General features: G+C 36.8%; 20 protein-coding genes. 7 read left to right on the forward strand and 13 right to left on the reverse strand.

Annotation, left to right across the window (positions count from 1 at the left end):
- Positions 1-2: 2 nt before the first annotated feature.
- Both mdh and Bandiella_RS02930 read right to left on the reverse strand, forming a co-directional pair.
- On the reverse strand, positions 3-953 hold the full coding sequence (mdh, locus tag Bandiella_RS02925; RefSeq protein WP_323733301.1) for a malate dehydrogenase: 951 nt from the start codon (positions 951-953) through the stop codon (positions 3-5).
- A 223-nt stretch (positions 954-1,176) separates the two neighbouring features.
- Positions 1,177-1,644, reverse strand: a complete 468-nt coding sequence (locus Bandiella_RS02930) for an arginine repressor (RefSeq protein ID WP_323733302.1) — start codon at positions 1,642-1,644, stop codon at positions 1,177-1,179.
- 107 nt (positions 1,645-1,751) lie between these two features.
- Between Bandiella_RS02930 and Bandiella_RS02935 the strand changes: the two genes are divergently transcribed.
- Genes Bandiella_RS02935 through Bandiella_RS02950 form a run of 4 tightly spaced genes read left to right on the forward strand, consistent with a single transcriptional unit; the run spans position 1,752 to position 4,276 of the window.
- The gene (locus Bandiella_RS02935) at positions 1,752-2,483 is read left to right on the forward strand and encodes an ABC transporter substrate-binding protein (RefSeq protein ID WP_323733303.1); all 732 of its coding nucleotides are present in this window, start codon (positions 1,752-1,754) and stop codon (positions 2,481-2,483) included.
- A complete protein-coding gene (locus tag Bandiella_RS02940; protein WP_323733304.1) occupies positions 2,483-3,196 on the forward strand; it encodes an amino acid ABC transporter permease in 714 nt (237 codons plus the stop codon). Before Bandiella_RS02935 ends, Bandiella_RS02940 begins: the two co-directional genes overlap by 1 nt.
- Positions 3,180-3,809 carry an amino acid ABC transporter ATP-binding protein gene (locus Bandiella_RS02945; RefSeq protein WP_323733305.1) on the forward strand — a complete coding sequence of 210 codons (630 nt, stop codon included), beginning with the start codon at positions 3,180-3,182 and terminating at the stop codon, positions 3,807-3,809. The genes Bandiella_RS02940 and Bandiella_RS02945 overlap by 17 nt, the downstream gene beginning before the upstream one ends.
- 59 nt (positions 3,810-3,868) lie before the next feature.
- Positions 3,869-4,276, forward strand: a complete 408-nt coding sequence (locus tag Bandiella_RS02950; RefSeq protein WP_323733306.1) for a nuclear transport factor 2 family protein — start codon at positions 3,869-3,871, stop codon at positions 4,274-4,276.
- A 155-nt stretch (positions 4,277-4,431) separates the two neighbouring features.
- Here Bandiella_RS02950 and Bandiella_RS02955 read toward each other — a convergent pair whose 3' ends face one another.
- Both Bandiella_RS02955 and Bandiella_RS02960 read right to left on the reverse strand, forming a co-directional pair.
- Positions 4,432-4,902, reverse strand: coding sequence for a nucleoside deaminase (locus Bandiella_RS02955; RefSeq protein ID WP_407651263.1), 471 nt, complete (start codon positions 4,900-4,902; stop codon positions 4,432-4,434).
- The gene (locus tag Bandiella_RS02960) at positions 4,895-5,725 is read right to left on the reverse strand and encodes an inositol monophosphatase family protein (protein WP_323733308.1); all 831 of its coding nucleotides are present in this window, start codon (positions 5,723-5,725) and stop codon (positions 4,895-4,897) included. Before Bandiella_RS02960 ends, Bandiella_RS02955 begins: the two co-directional genes overlap by 8 nt.
- Positions 5,726-6,104: 379 nt before the next feature.
- On the opposite strand from Bandiella_RS02960, the gene Bandiella_RS02965 reads away from it, so the two are divergent.
- Together Bandiella_RS02965 and Bandiella_RS02970 are read left to right on the forward strand one after the other, a co-directional pair.
- A protein-coding gene (locus tag Bandiella_RS02965) for an IS5 family transposase (protein ID WP_323732808.1) occupies positions 6,105-6,868 on the forward strand; the annotation gives its coding sequence in 2 pieces (ribosomal slippage) (positions 6,105-6,477 and positions 6,477-6,868; 765 coding nt in all).
- A complete protein-coding gene (locus Bandiella_RS02970) occupies positions 6,865-7,035 on the forward strand; it encodes a hypothetical protein (protein WP_323733309.1) in 171 nt (56 codons plus the stop codon). The genes Bandiella_RS02965 and Bandiella_RS02970 overlap by 4 nt, the downstream gene beginning before the upstream one ends.
- A 183-nt stretch (positions 7,036-7,218) precedes the next feature.
- Here Bandiella_RS02970 and Bandiella_RS02975 read toward each other — a convergent pair whose 3' ends face one another.
- From Bandiella_RS02975 to Bandiella_RS02985, 3 genes are read right to left on the reverse strand one after another with little or no spacing between them, the layout of a single operon-like run.
- On the reverse strand, positions 7,219-7,350 hold the full coding sequence (locus tag Bandiella_RS02975) for a hypothetical protein (RefSeq protein ID WP_323733026.1): 132 nt from the start codon (positions 7,348-7,350) through the stop codon (positions 7,219-7,221).
- Positions 7,316-7,594 (reverse strand): IS1 family transposase, encoded by a 279-nt coding sequence (locus tag Bandiella_RS02980; protein ID WP_323733388.1) that lies wholly within the window; start codon positions 7,592-7,594, stop codon positions 7,316-7,318. The genes Bandiella_RS02975 and Bandiella_RS02980 overlap by 35 nt, the downstream gene beginning before the upstream one ends.
- Entirely contained in the window at positions 7,498-7,971 is a 474-nt protein-coding gene (locus tag Bandiella_RS02985) for an IS1/IS1595 family N-terminal zinc-binding domain-containing protein (protein ID WP_323732851.1), read from the reverse strand. Before Bandiella_RS02985 ends, Bandiella_RS02980 begins: the two co-directional genes overlap by 97 nt.
- A gap of 39 nt (positions 7,972-8,010) precedes the next feature.
- Between Bandiella_RS02985 and Bandiella_RS02990 the strand changes: the two genes are divergently transcribed.
- The gene (locus Bandiella_RS02990) at positions 8,011-8,478 is read left to right on the forward strand and encodes a ferric reductase-like transmembrane domain-containing protein (RefSeq protein WP_323733310.1); all 468 of its coding nucleotides are present in this window, start codon (positions 8,011-8,013) and stop codon (positions 8,476-8,478) included.
- A gap of 53 nt (positions 8,479-8,531) precedes the next feature.
- On the opposite strand, the gene Bandiella_RS02995 is transcribed toward Bandiella_RS02990, so the two are convergent.
- From Bandiella_RS02995 to Bandiella_RS03020, 6 genes are all read right to left on the reverse strand, one after another.
- Positions 8,532-10,349, reverse strand: coding sequence for a ribonucleoside-diphosphate reductase subunit alpha (locus tag Bandiella_RS02995; RefSeq protein ID WP_323733311.1), 1,818 nt, complete (start codon positions 10,347-10,349; stop codon positions 8,532-8,534).
- Positions 10,350-10,463: 114 nt separating this feature from the next.
- Positions 10,464-11,051, reverse strand: a complete 588-nt coding sequence (locus tag Bandiella_RS03000) for an MlaC/ttg2D family ABC transporter substrate-binding protein (RefSeq protein ID WP_323733312.1) — start codon at positions 11,049-11,051, stop codon at positions 10,464-10,466.
- Positions 11,052-11,067: 16 nt separating this feature from the next.
- Entirely contained in the window at positions 11,068-11,832 is a 765-nt protein-coding gene (locus Bandiella_RS03005; protein WP_323733313.1) for an MlaA family lipoprotein, read from the reverse strand.
- Complete coding sequence (locus Bandiella_RS03010; protein ID WP_323733314.1) at positions 11,825-12,589, reverse strand: class I SAM-dependent methyltransferase; 765 nt, start codon at positions 12,587-12,589, stop codon at positions 11,825-11,827. The genes Bandiella_RS03005 and Bandiella_RS03010 overlap by 8 nt, the downstream gene beginning before the upstream one ends.
- Positions 12,590-12,894: 305 nt before the next feature.
- A complete protein-coding gene (locus Bandiella_RS03015) occupies positions 12,895-13,845 on the reverse strand; it encodes an SPFH domain-containing protein (protein ID WP_323733315.1) in 951 nt (316 codons plus the stop codon).
- An 84-nt stretch (positions 13,846-13,929) separates the two neighbouring features.
- Complete coding sequence (locus Bandiella_RS03020) at positions 13,930-14,400, reverse strand: NfeD family protein (protein ID WP_323733316.1); 471 nt, start codon at positions 14,398-14,400, stop codon at positions 13,930-13,932.
- Positions 14,401-14,408 lie beyond the last annotated feature (8 nt).

Below are 14,408 nucleotides of genomic sequence, written 5' to 3' on the forward strand. Positions count from 1 at the left end.
TGTTAATTCAAAATTCTCTTCATGGCAGCAACAAGATCTCCTACAGCCTCTGCAGATTTTTGAAAAACAACTTTTTCATCATCATTAAACCCAATTTCTATGATTTTTTCCACACCCTTATTTCCTATAAACGCAGGAACCCCCATACAAATATCGTTTAGGCCATATTCTCCCTCAAGAAAGATAGAACACGGTATAAGCCGTTTCTCATCATTGAGATAAGATTCTGCCATTTCTACCGCCGATGTAGCAGGTGCATAAAACGCAGAACCCGTTTTAAGCAACTTTACAACTTCTTCCCCCCCTTTTCTTGTTCTTTCGATAATTGACTCCACTTTTTCAGTCGAGATAACATTCTGTTTTATTAAGTCTTCTAGTGGCACTCCACCAACATTAGTATATCTTATTAATGGCACCATCGTGTCTCCGTGTCCACCAAGTACAAAAGTCGTGATATCTTGGACTGAAGCGCCTAATTCCCTCGCCAAAAACAGTCTAAACCTTGCTGAATCAAGAACTCCAGCCATACCAACCACTTTGTGTCTAGAAAATCCAGAGTATCTCAAAAATGCATAGACCATGGCATCCAAAGGATTGGTAACAACAATAACAAAAGCGTTGGAAGCATATTTTTTAACACCTTCTGCAACAGATTTAGTTACTTCTGCATTGATACTTAGCAGATCATCGCGACTCATCCCTGGTTTTCTCGCCACCCCAGCCGTGATTATAACCAAGTCAGCCCCCGCTATGTCTTCATAGCTATCCGTACCTATCAATGACAAATCTTTTTTCATTATGGGCAGGCTTTCCTCTATGTCCAAAGCTTTACCCGCCGCGAATTCTCTTGTTCTATCCAGAATCACAACATCCCCAAGCTCTTTAGAAGCTATGATATATGCCAATGTTCCGCCTATGTTGCCACCACCTATTAACGCTATTTTTTTTCTCATACGAGTTTTTGATGTTTTATTTGATATCAGATATTAGACTTATCCTAGTAAAATAACAGTTTATTGTCTATCAAAAAAATATATATACTGCTTCAACTTGAAAAATTGGAAACGTTGTGGAATGAATGCTCAGGCTGCGAGAGGATCCGTTTCACAGCGCGAGTCACGCATTCATAAAGCCTTACGGCTTGGCTTTTTATGCCTAATTACTCCAATTCTTAATTCAACTTGAGGTATACAACGGTTTTAAATAAGAAAATTCAACATAGAGCATGTTTAACACCGAATCCAAACAGCTTCTGTTCTTTATTATGAGCAGTACCGTATCGTCGCCGGCGATTGTTCCAAGTATCCAATTATCATGGGTGGTTTTTTGCGAATAGTTAACATATTTCTGATCAAAGAAATATGCCAGACTGCTTGCTTGTCCTGGATGTGTTTGCAGCACTATTAATCCAAATTCAGAAACTTGCAAGTTTAATATTAATGGGAGGTGAGGTTGGTTGAATCTCATAACTTTATACACACCATCAATTTTGGCAATTTCAAGCTTTTTAAGCCGTCTTGACAAAGTGGCCTGTGGGATGTTATACCCCCTGCCTGCAAGCATTTGCTGCAAATTGCTCTGTTCAACAATCTTATGATTTTGGACAATGTTAAAAATATGCCCGTCTAACACATTGGCTTTCATTTTTCGCATATATATTCAATATATATGCAACCATATCCATTATAGCTTGACAATGCAATATTAAATTAATACAATTGGTTAGGTTAAGAAATAAAGTAGGAACCCATATGAACAAGGTTATTTATAGCGCTTTAATTGCAACGTGCATGTTGTTTTTAGGGTGTAAAGAAGATAAAGTACAGAATGTAATTAAATTTGGAACATCTGCAGATTATCCACCATTTGAATATTACGACAGTGGAAAGATTGAAGGTTTCGATATTGAGCTTGCTAGACTAGTGGCAAAAGAACTAGGTAAAGAAGCAATATTTGAAGACATGCAGTTTACCAGCATATTGGCGGCGCTTCAGAGTGGTTCAATAGATGCGGCTATTTCTACCATCACAATCACACAAGAGCGCAAGCAAAGCTTTGATTTTTCAGAAAGTTATCACAAAGAAAATTTAGCTGTGGTTTATTTAAAAGAGCAGCCTATCATTGAAAAATCGCAATTATCTGAAAAAAAAATCGCTTGTCAGTTAGGAACAATAATGGAGATTTGGCTGAAGAAAAATGTTCCTGCTGCTACAGTTATTGCGGTAGATAACAATAACCAAGCAATAGAGTCGTTAAAAGCTGGGCATGCTGAAGGCGTATTTATTGATGGCGTGCAAGCAAAAGCTTTTAGCGCAAACAATCCTGGACTGGCATATCAGATAATTGCTCAAGCTGATGAAGGATATGGGATTGCAGTGAAAAAAGAATCTCCACTTTTAAATGATATAAATACGGCATTGAAGTCCTTAGCAGATAAAGGCGAACTGCAAAAACTGAAACAAAAATGGTTTAAGGATAATTAATGGAAGCCTTCATTTTACATATACTTCTGCAACTTCAAGAGTTGTTGGTTCATTTGCAAGCACAATTTGCTAAATATTTCGGGTATGTTGCATTTATCGGAACGGGAATTGCCTTCACCCTAAAATTGCTGATGGGCGGTCTTTGTTTAGGCATTGTTATCGGACTGGTTCTTTCTATCCTAAGATATAACAAAGTGGGTTGTACGTTCATCAATAGGCTAATATCAATCTTGAGAGGAACCCCCCTTATACTCCAATTAAGTTTTGTATATTTCATAGCTCCTGGTCTTATAGGTATGAAGCTTAGCATTATCACAGCTGGTATTCTTACGTTTGGCTTAAACAGCTCTGCATATGTTGCAGAAATTTTAAGGTCTGGTATTGAGAGTTTGCCCAAAGGCCAATGCGAAGCGGCAAGAACTTTGGAGATACCTGGTTTTTATATGTGGAAAGATATCATTCTACCCCAGGTTATTAAAAATATTCTGCCAGCAATGGTAAGTGAAGTGATTACACTTCTTAAAGAAACAGCGCTTATAACCACAATTGGTGGGGTTGATATAATGCGTACAGCACAGATTTTAGCTGCAGAAAAGTTCACTTATTTTATGCCACTTTGTATTGCGGGGGTTTATTATTACAGCCTTGTGTTGCTGGTTGAGTATCTTGGTAAAAAAATAGAAAAAAGCGGTTGGTATGCTCAAAATATCTAATGTTAATAAATTTTTTGGCGATGTGCAAATACTTGACAATATCAGTCTTTCAATAGAAAAATCCACTATTATTGGCCTTGCAGGACCATCTGGTAGTGGGAAGTCAACTTTGCTTCGGTGTATACAAAAACTGGAATTGCCAGATTCAGGTACCATAGAGTGCAGTGGTAGAGTTGGGTTTATGTTTCAGGACTTTCAGCTCTTCCCCCATATGACTGTTTTACAAAATTTGGTATATGCGCCAAAACTTAAGGATAAAACACATGATCATTATGAAAGAGCCAAAATAATGCTTAGAGATTTGGGTATTGCAGGCAAGGCTAATGAATATCCCTCCAGTTTATCCGGTGGTCAAAAACAGCGTGTGGCATTAGCAAGAAGTCTGATGATGCAACCGGAAGTTTTGTTATGCGATGAACCAACGTCAGGTTTGGATGCTGCAGCCACACTTGATGTCGCATCGCTATTAAAGTCGGTCAGAGAGAAGATGAATGTTACAATGGTGATTGCATCGCACGATTTAGATTTTTTAGACAAGATATCAGACCAGATTTTTCTTTTAAAAGATGGAAAATTAGTTGATAAAAATGGTAAGTTGGCATTAACGTCTTGAAAGACGTTAAGTGTGATGATATACGAATAATTATATTCTGATTTATGTGGGTGTGTGCAATGAAACTTGATGAGACATATGTAAAAGAAATTTTTACTTTATTGGAAAATAGCAAGAACCAGGAATTTTTTAAGTACGTAGATGACAATGTCATCTGGCAAGTGATGGGGACCCATCCGCTGGCTGGAACATATCATAACAAAGCATCTTTTATTACAAGTACGTTTGGACGTTTGGCAACTGTATTACAAGAAGGTGGTGTGATATTAAAAGTTGAAAACCTCCTAATAATTGGTCCTTTCGCCATTGTGGAGATGAGGTCTTTATCTCATACAAAATCCGGCAAACCTTTTGATAACACTTATTGTTGGATAGCGAAATTTGACGGAGGGAAGATTGCCAAAGTCAAGGCTTATGTGGACTCTGCTCTGGTGGCTGATGTGATCAATTCCAATTCTAATTTATAAATATATATATACCTCTAGTAAATCAAGGATTGGCGAATTTATAGACGATAGATAACTTCAAAAAGAGCTAGGGATATGAGAAATGAGCGTGAGGAACATATAAAAGTACGTGACAAAATGCGAATTCCGAAATATTTTGAGGCCAATTTTTGAAGTTATAGGAGTATACCCGCCCTCCCCCTTTTATTACTAAAGAACGTCTGGATTATTTCTGTTGTTTTTTCTTGTTCTATTCCGCCATAAATTTCTGGCTTATGATTAGAGATGGGAGCATTGAATAATCTCACACCGTTTTCGATTGCTCCAAATTTCTCATCGTATGCCCCAAAATACAGGCGCTTAATCTTGCTAAATGCTATGGCCTGAGCGCACATGGCACAGGGTTCGAGAGTAACATATATATCACATTCATCTAAGTAATAAGAACTCAGCTTTTGCGATGCTGCTCTTATACATAAAACTTCAGCATGTGCCGTGGGGTCCATGTTCTTTCTTACTAAGTTGTGGGATTGAGATATAATCGCACCATTATATGTTATAACTGCCCCTACTGGGACTTCATCATTTTGCCCAGCTTTCATTGCCTCCTCTAAAGCAGCAACCATAAAAGCGTTGCCTTTATACATTCTTGTAGCCCTTTTCTATCTCTTCAATCATATCCTGATTACCTGCCATAATCCCACTGTCCACATTGAACTCAAAGTCTTTTCCATTTAAATCTCGCACAACACCGCCAGCTTCCCTTATAATCAACAAACCTGCAGCATAGTCCCATACATTAAGCTTACCTTGTATTAATAAGTTAATTCTCCCATCAGCTAAATATGCCATTTCTAATGCAGATGCACCAAAAATTCTCGTTCTACAATGCTTCTTTTGAACATAATCAATATACTCATTAAGCCTGCCTGTTGGGTGTGGATTGTCATGAACAGCGCAAACCACACGTTCAAAATCTTTGTGGTGTGGAATCCTCATTTTTCTATGCGTTCCTAAGTGATCAATAAGATGCGCCCCCATATTGCGCCCTGCATAGAAGATTTCGTTATTACTCGGGTTACATATCACGCCCAACAGCACTGATGTTTTGTTATTCTCAATTTTCACTAACGCAACTGATATGCAAAAAAATGGGATACCATGCATAAAATTGAATGTACCATCTATTGGATCTATAACCCATCTATATTCAAATCCAAGATTTTTAGTACCATTTAAGCTTGGTAACTCACCACTTTCTTCTGTTAAAAAGCCATAGTCTGCTCTTGCTTTTTGCAGATGAGTGACTAAAGTTTTCTCTGTTTTTAAATCTGTGTTGGTTACAAAATCTGTGACCCCTTTTTTAGATATTTGCAATTTTTCTACTTCATAGAAGTCTCTAGATATCCTAGGTAAAGCTTTTCTGATTGCATCTAATACAACATTTAAATCAGCGTTGAAATTTTTCATATATATTATTTATGTACTTTCACGCTCATTATGCTGAAAAAAACTTATATTTCAATCTATACTATAGGCAACTTGATCACCTAATTGCATTTATAAAATTGAAAAGGCCCCGATCCGAAATATGACTGCGCCAATTTTGAAGTTATCGGAGTATACCTCTCGTAAATCAAGAGTTGATGAAATTTATAGACGACAGAGAACTTGGAAAAGAGCGAGGAATACGAGTGATGAGCATGAGGAGCGTACAAAAGTACGTGACGAAATGCGAAGTCCGAAGTATTTTGACGCCAATTTTTCAAATTATCGGAGTATACCTCTAGATAGTGTCGTCATGAGATTTGTGATATAATATGAAAGAAAAGATAAATCAGGAGTAAAAATGGATTTAGGGCTACATAGGCATGATATAACAGATAATATGTGGGATTTGATAAAGGATCATTTGCCAGGAAGGGAAGGTACGTGGGGAGGTTTGGCACATAATAACAGAAGATTCATTAACGCAGTATTTTGGATATTAAGAACAGGTTCTCCCTGGAGAGATTTGCCTTCAGAATATGGAGGATGGAAAAATACACATAAAAGATTTTGCAGATGGAGAGACAAAAGGATATGGGAGGCTTTATTGGAGATATTTGTGAAAGAACCTGATATGGAATGGTTAATGATAGACGCAAGTCATAGTAAAGTGCATCCACATGCTTCAGGTGCAAAAGGCGGCAATCAAGATATGAGTCGTACAAAAGGGGGCTCAATACAAAGATTCACCTTGCCTTGGATTCACATGGTATGCCACTCAAAGTTATTATCACAAAAGGCTCAGAAGCTGATTGCAAGCAGGCTGTTAATCTTATTGAAGAGATGAAAGCTGAGTACTTACTAGCCGACAGAGGGTACGATGTTAATTACATAATTGACCATGCCCAAGAATTGGGCATGAGAGTTGTTATTCCTCCTAAAAAGAACAGAATCACCCAGAGAAAATACGATAAAGATTTATACAAAATAAGGCATATTGTAGAAAACACCTTTCTTCATCTTAAAAGATGGAGGGGAATTGCAACCAGATATGCTAAAAATTCAGCTTCTTTTCTTGCCGCAATTCAGATTAGATGCTTATCTCTTTGGCTTAAAATCTCATGACGACATTATCTAGTAAATCAAGAGTTGATGAAATTTATAGACGACAGAGAACTTGGAAAAGAGCGAGGAATGCGAGTGATGAGCATGAGGAGCGTACAAAAGTACGTGACGAAATGCAAAGTCCGAAGTATTTTGACGCCAATTTTTCAAGTTATCGGAGTATATAACTCACATTGTATGTTGAAAAATGTACTACAAAATTATACACTTGCAGTATAGCGAGTGATAAGCGTAATTTATGGAAATGTTTTTTAAGAAGAATCGGGATTGGATATGTCTTAATATGCCAGGTGTTTTTATGTTTATAGCGGCAAATTTTGTTCCAAGTATGCGTTCTTTTATGCAGAGTGTTAGCCAAAGATAGATATAAAATTGCCCTGCTCACTTAGGAAATTATTGTTATCCTCAAAATGTACCCAGAGCTTAATCGTAAGATCGACAACTTCTTCAGATTTTGAAACTACCTTTGTTTTTCTGGTCATTCTTGCAATTCTGGGTTCTGTGCCTTGTGTTTGAGTTATTGGACTCAATTGAGAGTGTATGTTGTTTGCCAACAACATGTTGATGGCGAGGTATAACCTCTGAATAAACAGACCAATCGTCTGTGTAATAAGTGCAATTATCTCTACTTATGATTTTCCACAATTTTCTAAAGGTTGTAACGTTACGCTTACCAACCACCCAGGCAACAACTCTCTTGAGCTCCCTACTATAGGCTTTCCATATCCATAATTTGTTTTTTTTGAATCTACAAAATGCCACATCTCATCTATTTCAACTTCTCTCAATTCTTCCGGCACTGTTGGTCTTGGTATCTTTTTAGCATACAGTATTATCCACTTATATACGCTAGTATGAGCTACTTTAAATAATTTCCCTAGCCATCTAAAGCTACTTTTCCCCATGCTGTACAATAACACTGCCAGAGCCTTCATCTCTGGCGAACAGCCTCTTAATTTAGTGCTTGTAAAATTACATCCACACTCTTTGCATTTATACCTTTGCATACCCCTAATATTACCATTCTTAACGTATTTACTGCTACTGCATTTTTTACACTCTGTATTCATATCTCTATTTTCTTTGTTGCTCGCTATATTCATTTTAGCATCTTATCTATCTTATGGCAACACTCCCCTTTTATGTTCTCGTCGCTTGGGTATAGTGCTCTTTTCTTTTTAGTGAGCGTGCTGCTTTTAAACCCTTTGGTTACCGTTGCTTCAAAATTTTCACTCCCAAGAAAAATTAACCGCCATCGCCGTATCATAGGAGTGGCAAGCTTTGTTTATGCTTTTTTTCATGCGTTTTTGTATATAGAAAAAAAAGGGGGCTCTTTTTTCTCTAAATGGCTTTTTCATCCCGTGATTTTACCTGGGGTTATTGTGGTTATTATATTATTTTTCCTCGCCCTTACGAGTAACCAATTTTCCATCAAAAGAATGGGAGTTATAGCGTGGAAGAAGCTGCATCGCTTAGTATACATTGCACAATTTTTAATATTTTGCCACTTATTTTTACAAGGAGGAACATCACGCTGGATCGCTCTATTAGTCTTCCCCGTTTTATACGCATTGCAACATCTACGAAATAAAAAGCGGCGTGCTAAGTAAGCACGCTTAGATTCATTACCCTTTTTATTAGCAGATTCACACCTTAGTTTTTATCACTGGCAGGCCAGACACTCATCATACTTATCATCTTCTTCTTTGGGAGTAAGCTTAATCTCAAGTTGTTGCTGCACATCGTTTACCGCTAATGAGACTTTGTCTGCACGTTGTAATGATTTCGATCTTAAATAATATAAGCTTTTTAGACCTTTTTTCCATGCTAAGTAGTGCAACTTGTTTAGTTCCTTCTTATTGATATCAGCCGGAAGGAATAAATTCACAGACTGAGCTTGGCAAATATATGGTGTTCTGTCAGCAGCGAACTCAATCAACCAGTATTGATCAACTTCAAAAGCTGTTTTAAACACATCTTTTTCATGTTGATTTAAAAAATCTAAGTGTCTAACAGAACCTTCGTGGTTCATGATGGAAGACCAAACATCCTCATTATCCATGCCTTTTTCCTGAAGCAGTTTTTTCAAGAACTTATTCCGTATGTTAAATGACCCGCTCAGGCTTTTTTGCGTGTATGCGTTTGAGTTGAATGGCTCAATCCCAGGTGAGGTAGAACCAGCTATTACAGAAATGGAAGCAGTTGGTGCAATGGCAGTTTTATGCGTGAATCTTTCCATAATTCCAAGTTCAGCAGCATCAGGACAAGCCCCTTTTTCCTCTGCAATCAGCTTGGAAGCCAGATTAACCTGCTCATGAATATATTTAAAGATTTTTAAATTCCATGACTTAGCCACAGCTGATTCAATTGGCACCATTTTGGATTGTAAAAATGAGTGAAACCCCATAACTCCAAGCCCCACACTTCTTTCTCTATAAGCTGAATACCGAGCTTTGCTCATGTCATCTTGTGCATTATCGATAAAATCCTGAATAACATTATCCAAAAACCTCATAACATCAATAATAAACAACTCATTATCACACCACTCATCATACTTCTCAAGATTAAGTGAAGATAAACAGCATACAGCAGTTCTCTCTTCATCGCGGTGGTCTTTACCAGTTGTTAAGGTGATCTCACTACATAAGTTCGAAGTTTTAACTTCCAGGCCGTGTTTTTTATATATTGCCGGGGCATTTTTATTCACACTGTCAGCAAAAATTATATATGGTTCGCCGGTTTCGATTCTTGCAATCAATATTCTAATCCATATATCCCTAGCTTTGACAATAGATACCACTGAATTACCCTTAGGACTTAATAACTCCCATGGCAAATCCTTTTCAACCGCATGCATGAACTTATCAGTTACTACGACTGCATGGTGCAAATTTAAAGTCTTACGGTTTGGATCTCCGCCAGTTGGCCTTCTTAACTCAATAAACTCTTCAATCTCGGGGTGAGAGACTGGCAGGTATACAGCAGCACTCCCCCTCCTTAAACTGCCCTGGGAGATTGCTAGTGTTAACCTATCCTGTACCCCTAAAAATGGTATTATACCAGATGTTCTGCCACTATTGGCAACTTTTTCACCAATTGAGCGAATATTACCCCAATAAGTACCAATACCACCTCCCCTTGAAGCGAGCCATACATTTTCATTCCAAATCTCTACTATGTGCTTAAGACTATCCCCAACCTCATTCAAAAAACATGAGATAGGTAGCCCTCTTTTTGCACCTCCATTGCTTAACACTGGAGTTGCTGGCATAAACCAAAATTTGCTCATATAATCATAAAGCCTTTGAGCGTGCTGTTGGTCGTCCGAGTAATGAGTTGCAACTCTTGCGAAAAGATCTTGATAAACTTCCCCCTCTAACAAATAGCGATCTAAAAGCATTGCTTTCCCAGATTCGCTTAAATTATCATCACGGGAATGGTCAAGTTGTACTTTGTATTTTATCTTGCTTTCAAACATATATTTATGAGCTTCTCGGGTTTTGCAACTACTACTATATATAGTGCAATATGCGCTATATCACTTTGAATCACACTATATATTGTTTACAACAAAATGTCCATAGACGAAGTTTTATTTAACTTTATTTTTTAGTTTCTTAATTAAAGAGTCAATCCCATCAGTGGATATAACAGAGTTAAAATCAGACCTCTGGCCCAAAATCAAACTGACACCCTCTGCGATGATGTCACGAATTTTAAACCCTGTGTCCAAATATTTAATTCTATAAGCTATGGTAAATTGACCATTAGTGTTTTGAGAGTCGTTTACTTTTGTTGCCACTATATACTGCGATTCCGAAACTGTTTTGATGGAGTCTATATAAAAGTTTTGCCCGTTATATTCCGTAAATTTAGACACATATACGTTGGTCAAAAATTCTCTATAAGCAGTTAAATATTCCTCTATTTTATCTTGATCTAATTGGCGAAGGTATTTTCCTAAAGAAAACCTACCCATCCAATCTATATCTACAGATTGATGAAAAATGTTCTTTAGGTTTTCTTGTTTTTGTTGTTGCGTTTCTTTGGATTCAATTATTTTTATTACCTCACTAGCAGTATCATTAATAAAATCAGCAACTTTCTTATTACTTTCTGCCAAGCTATTGTAAACAATCGCTATAGCAAGAAACACAGTCACAAAAACTATTTTCGGCATGGTCATAAATTTATTCCTATTCGTATTTATTTGTCTTTTTTAGTTTACTAGCAAGATTTTGATAATAAAAGCTGCGCAGAGTTGCATATTCATCAAAGGATCCTTTAGAAATCATATCCCCTATGCCTATCACACTTTCTCGTCCGATAACAATCCTTGTTCCGTAATAATAGTTTCTGAATTTAATATGATTCTTGAATTTTAACATTGCGACTGGGTCCAAAACCATATCTATACCAGTTCCAACCGCCCTTCTCATGGTGGATGGTCCTATGATTGGTAGGATTAAATACGGCCCCTCATTTGCGCTGTAGTACTTTAAAACGCTCCCAAAAGAAACATCCTGCTTTTTCAAACCAGCCAAAGTTGCAACGTCAAATATTCCAAACACCCCAAAGATACTATTCATAAAAAACCTAAAACCAGAATCAAATGCAACTTTTGGCTTTAGCTGAACAACTCCACAAATTACTTTCAGCGGCTCAGATAAGTTACTGACAAATGAGCTGACCCTTCTTTTGACAGGAGATGGAAAGGCATAATGATAAAACTTAGCTGGAGGTTCTATGATGAATCTATCAATTACCCTATTAAAACGATACACAGAACGGTTAAATTTTTCATAGGGATCGTAAATTTTTATCTGTTCAAAGCTCTGGTAAAAATCATCGTCAATTGAGAAATCTTCATAATCAGCGCCAACCTCTTTTTCATCGTTACCTAAAACAACATGCGCATGACACAAAAAAAAGGCTACGGCCAGTATAAAAATCCTATTCACTTTTAGATTCCGCATAATGTTCATTTAGTTTTAAAATCATGATCATCTCAGAAGGTTTTTTGCGTTTTCTTGCTATGTTACTTTGTTTTACAATTTGCCAACCATGTTTTGTCGCTGTTTCTGCAATATAATTTTGATTATAGAGGAAAACCTCTAACTTAATGTCAAAAATATAATCATGAATCTCTTCTTTAGAGAAAAAGGTTAAAATTACAAGACCATCTTTATTTATATATGTTTTCAACTTAGTTAGGAAGAACTCAGGATTGATTGAATAATTTACACAACCCAATGCCATTATTATATCAAACTTCATATTTGTTTGAGCCTTAGAATCTAAGAAAAGCTTGCCATCCTGATTGATGACATTATTATACACATGCTCCGGTCCAATTGATAATTTTCTGCAATAATCAGCCAGATTTTTATTAGCCTCAACTCCCAAAACAAAATGTAGCAGTTGATCTTTCCTCATTTTTAAAGCAATCGCTCCAGAACAACATCCCAAGTCTAGCATGTTGTAATTAAACACCTTCTCGTTAATTTCCAAAGCTTCCTTCAGACTATCATATACAGCATTACAATCTTGCTTAGGCTGTTTGGGATCTGTGCGAAGCTCAAATGTTTGGTTAAGTTTATGTGTCACAATCCCAATTGGTACAAACTGCAGTCCACAGGTATCATTATTAATTACCCTTACACAATATGTTGCCTCTTCCTTAAATTTTGGCCTATTAGCTAACAAATAACTTTCCAAAAAAACTTTGCCTTATCATACTTAGACTTTTCAAAATAGCACCTACCCAGCAGATAATCTAAGTCCTCGTATTTATCGTCAAAACGTTTCAGTATTTTAAATCTGAAAATTGCATCGTTGATATTGCCTTTGTTGAAGTGATATAAACCTAGATCAAAATTTGTTTTTGACAGATTATCCAATTTCTTTTTTGTTTCATGAATGAAATTTTTTGATCTGCGAATCAGCGTTTTTATGTCTTGTAGTCTTAATGTTGGCCAAGAACAAAAAAAAGCTTTTAACTTATTAAAATTGAACATCTTTTACTACTTTAAATCTGGTTTCAATTCCTTGGTTTTTACATGCTCAAATATAGTCATTGCCTGTGTAACCATGGAGCTGATATTACCTATTTCAGATGGAATAATCACAGTATTACTATTCTTTGCAATATTTTGAAAAGCTTCTATGTATTGCTGGGCAATTTTCATTGAAACCGCGTCTTTTCCACCAGTCTCAATCATTGCTTCTGCAATTTTTCTAATCCCAACAGCTGTAGCCTGTGCAACTAGCTGTATTGCTTCTGCTTCCCCTTTAGCCTTGTTTATTTTGTCTGCCATTTCGGCTTCAGAGTTCAGTACCACTCCTTTTTTATGGCCCTCAGCTATATTGATCATAGATTGCATCTTCCCTTCGGATTCCAAAATCTCAGCTCTTTTCTGCCTTTCAGATGACACCTGCGCTTCCATGGCTTTCAGTATAGTTGCTGGGGGAGTAATATCACGAATTTCATACCTCATGCATTGAATACCCCAAGTTGACGCAGCTTCATTAATTGCAGAGACGATCTGGGTATTCAAATAGTCTCTCTCTTCAAAGCTTTTATCCATAACTAACTTGCCAATGGCCGACCTCATTGAAGTTTGAGCTAACTGAGTAACTGCGTAATACGGATTCTCCACACCATAAGAAGCATCAACCGGGTTGATAATTCTCACATAAATTATGCCATCGAGTGCTAAAGTTACATTATCCTTTGTAATTGCCGATTGCTGCATCACATCTATAGCTTTTTCTTTTAGAGTATGTTTATAAGCTACTCTGTCTATAAAAGGAACAATAAACGTCAATCCAGGCTGCAGCGTTTTGTTATACTTCCCCAATCTCTCAACAATCCACGCCTGTTGCTGAGGTACAATCTTAATCGCCAACCAACAAAAAGCGCCAGCAACAATTAGAAGAAATGCTCCACCAGAGTTATAATCTAAAAGGTCCATAAATGCCTCAATATAAAAAATAAATTGTGCTATCCTTCATCTTACTTATTTTGCAACAAACTATCAACGATGAAAATAAACAACTTACACATTCTCTACTAAAAAGACATTATTTTCAACCGAGATAATTTTTACATTATCGCCTTTTCGAACTGGTGCCACGCCGTTAACAGCTGTCAACTTAGCTTTACAAACCGCGCCAGACCACTTTATCTCTCCAACTTTCTTGTTGTCCAATTCGTCGCTGTACACCACAGCTACGCTTCCCTCAAAATTATTATAATCCTTAGCTGGCTTATTCAAGTTAACTATGTATCTTGCCGGTTTCCATAAACTTATAGACCAAAAGCATAAGAATGCGCAAAACATTCCAACTTGGCTTATTATTGAATTTAATGTAACAACATCAAACCTTATAACAAAAGCAACGCTAAATGCTGCAATCCCCGCAAAAAACATGATTATAGTGCCACCCATTAGCATTTCCATAATCAACAACAATGCACCCAATAAATACCAAAAATCCAACTGGTTATCAAAAAAATAATTCATCATAGAAATTA

This window comes from Candidatus Bandiella woodruffii (assembly GCF_034359465.1).
Taxonomy (GTDB): Bacteria; Pseudomonadota; Alphaproteobacteria; order Rickettsiales; family Midichloriaceae; genus NDG2.

Excerpts from the sequence above, each read along its gene's own strand:
- mdh (WP_323733301.1), bottom strand. The coding sequence starts at position 953 with ATGAGAAAAAAAATAGCGTTAATAGGTGGTGGCAACATAGGCGGAACA.
- Bandiella_RS02930 (WP_323733302.1), bottom strand. The coding sequence starts at position 1,644 with ATGAAAGCCAATGTGTTAGACGGGCATATTTTTAACATTGTCCAAAAT.
- Bandiella_RS02935 (WP_323733303.1), top strand. The coding sequence starts at position 1,752 with ATGAACAAGGTTATTTATAGCGCTTTAATTGCAACGTGCATGTTGTTT.
- Bandiella_RS02940 (WP_323733304.1), top strand. The coding sequence starts at position 2,483 with ATGGAAGCCTTCATTTTACATATACTTCTGCAACTTCAAGAGTTGTTG.
- Bandiella_RS02945 (WP_323733305.1), top strand. The coding sequence starts at position 3,180 with ATGCTCAAAATATCTAATGTTAATAAATTTTTTGGCGATGTGCAAATA.
- Bandiella_RS02950 (WP_323733306.1), top strand. The coding sequence starts at position 3,869 with ATGAAACTTGATGAGACATATGTAAAAGAAATTTTTACTTTATTGGAA.
- Bandiella_RS02955 (WP_407651263.1), bottom strand. The coding sequence starts at position 4,902 with ATGTATAAAGGCAACGCTTTTATGGTTGCTGCTTTAGAGGAGGCAATG.
- Bandiella_RS02960 (WP_323733308.1), bottom strand. The coding sequence starts at position 5,725 with ATGAAAAATTTCAACGCTGATTTAAATGTTGTATTAGATGCAATCAGA.
- Bandiella_RS02970 (WP_323733309.1), top strand. The coding sequence starts at position 6,865 with ATGACGACATTATCTAGTAAATCAAGAGTTGATGAAATTTATAGACGA.
- Bandiella_RS02975 (WP_323733026.1), bottom strand. The coding sequence starts at position 7,350 with ATGACCAGAAAAACAAAGGTAGTTTCAAAATCTGAAGAAGTTGTCGAT.
- Bandiella_RS02985 (WP_323732851.1), bottom strand. The coding sequence starts at position 7,971 with ATGAATATAGCGAGCAACAAAGAAAATAGAGATATGAATACAGAGTGT.
- Bandiella_RS02990 (WP_323733310.1), top strand. The coding sequence starts at position 8,011 with ATGTTCTCGTCGCTTGGGTATAGTGCTCTTTTCTTTTTAGTGAGCGTG.
- Bandiella_RS02995 (WP_323733311.1), bottom strand. The coding sequence starts at position 10,349 with ATGTTTGAAAGCAAGATAAAATACAAAGTACAACTTGACCATTCCCGT.
- Bandiella_RS03000 (WP_323733312.1), bottom strand. The coding sequence starts at position 11,051 with ATGCCGAAAATAGTTTTTGTGACTGTGTTTCTTGCTATAGCGATTGTT.
- Bandiella_RS03015 (WP_323733315.1), bottom strand. The coding sequence starts at position 13,845 with ATGGACCTTTTAGATTATAACTCTGGTGGAGCATTTCTTCTAATTGTT.
- Bandiella_RS03020 (WP_323733316.1), bottom strand. The coding sequence starts at position 14,400 with ATGATGAATTATTTTTTTGATAACCAGTTGGATTTTTGGTATTTATTG.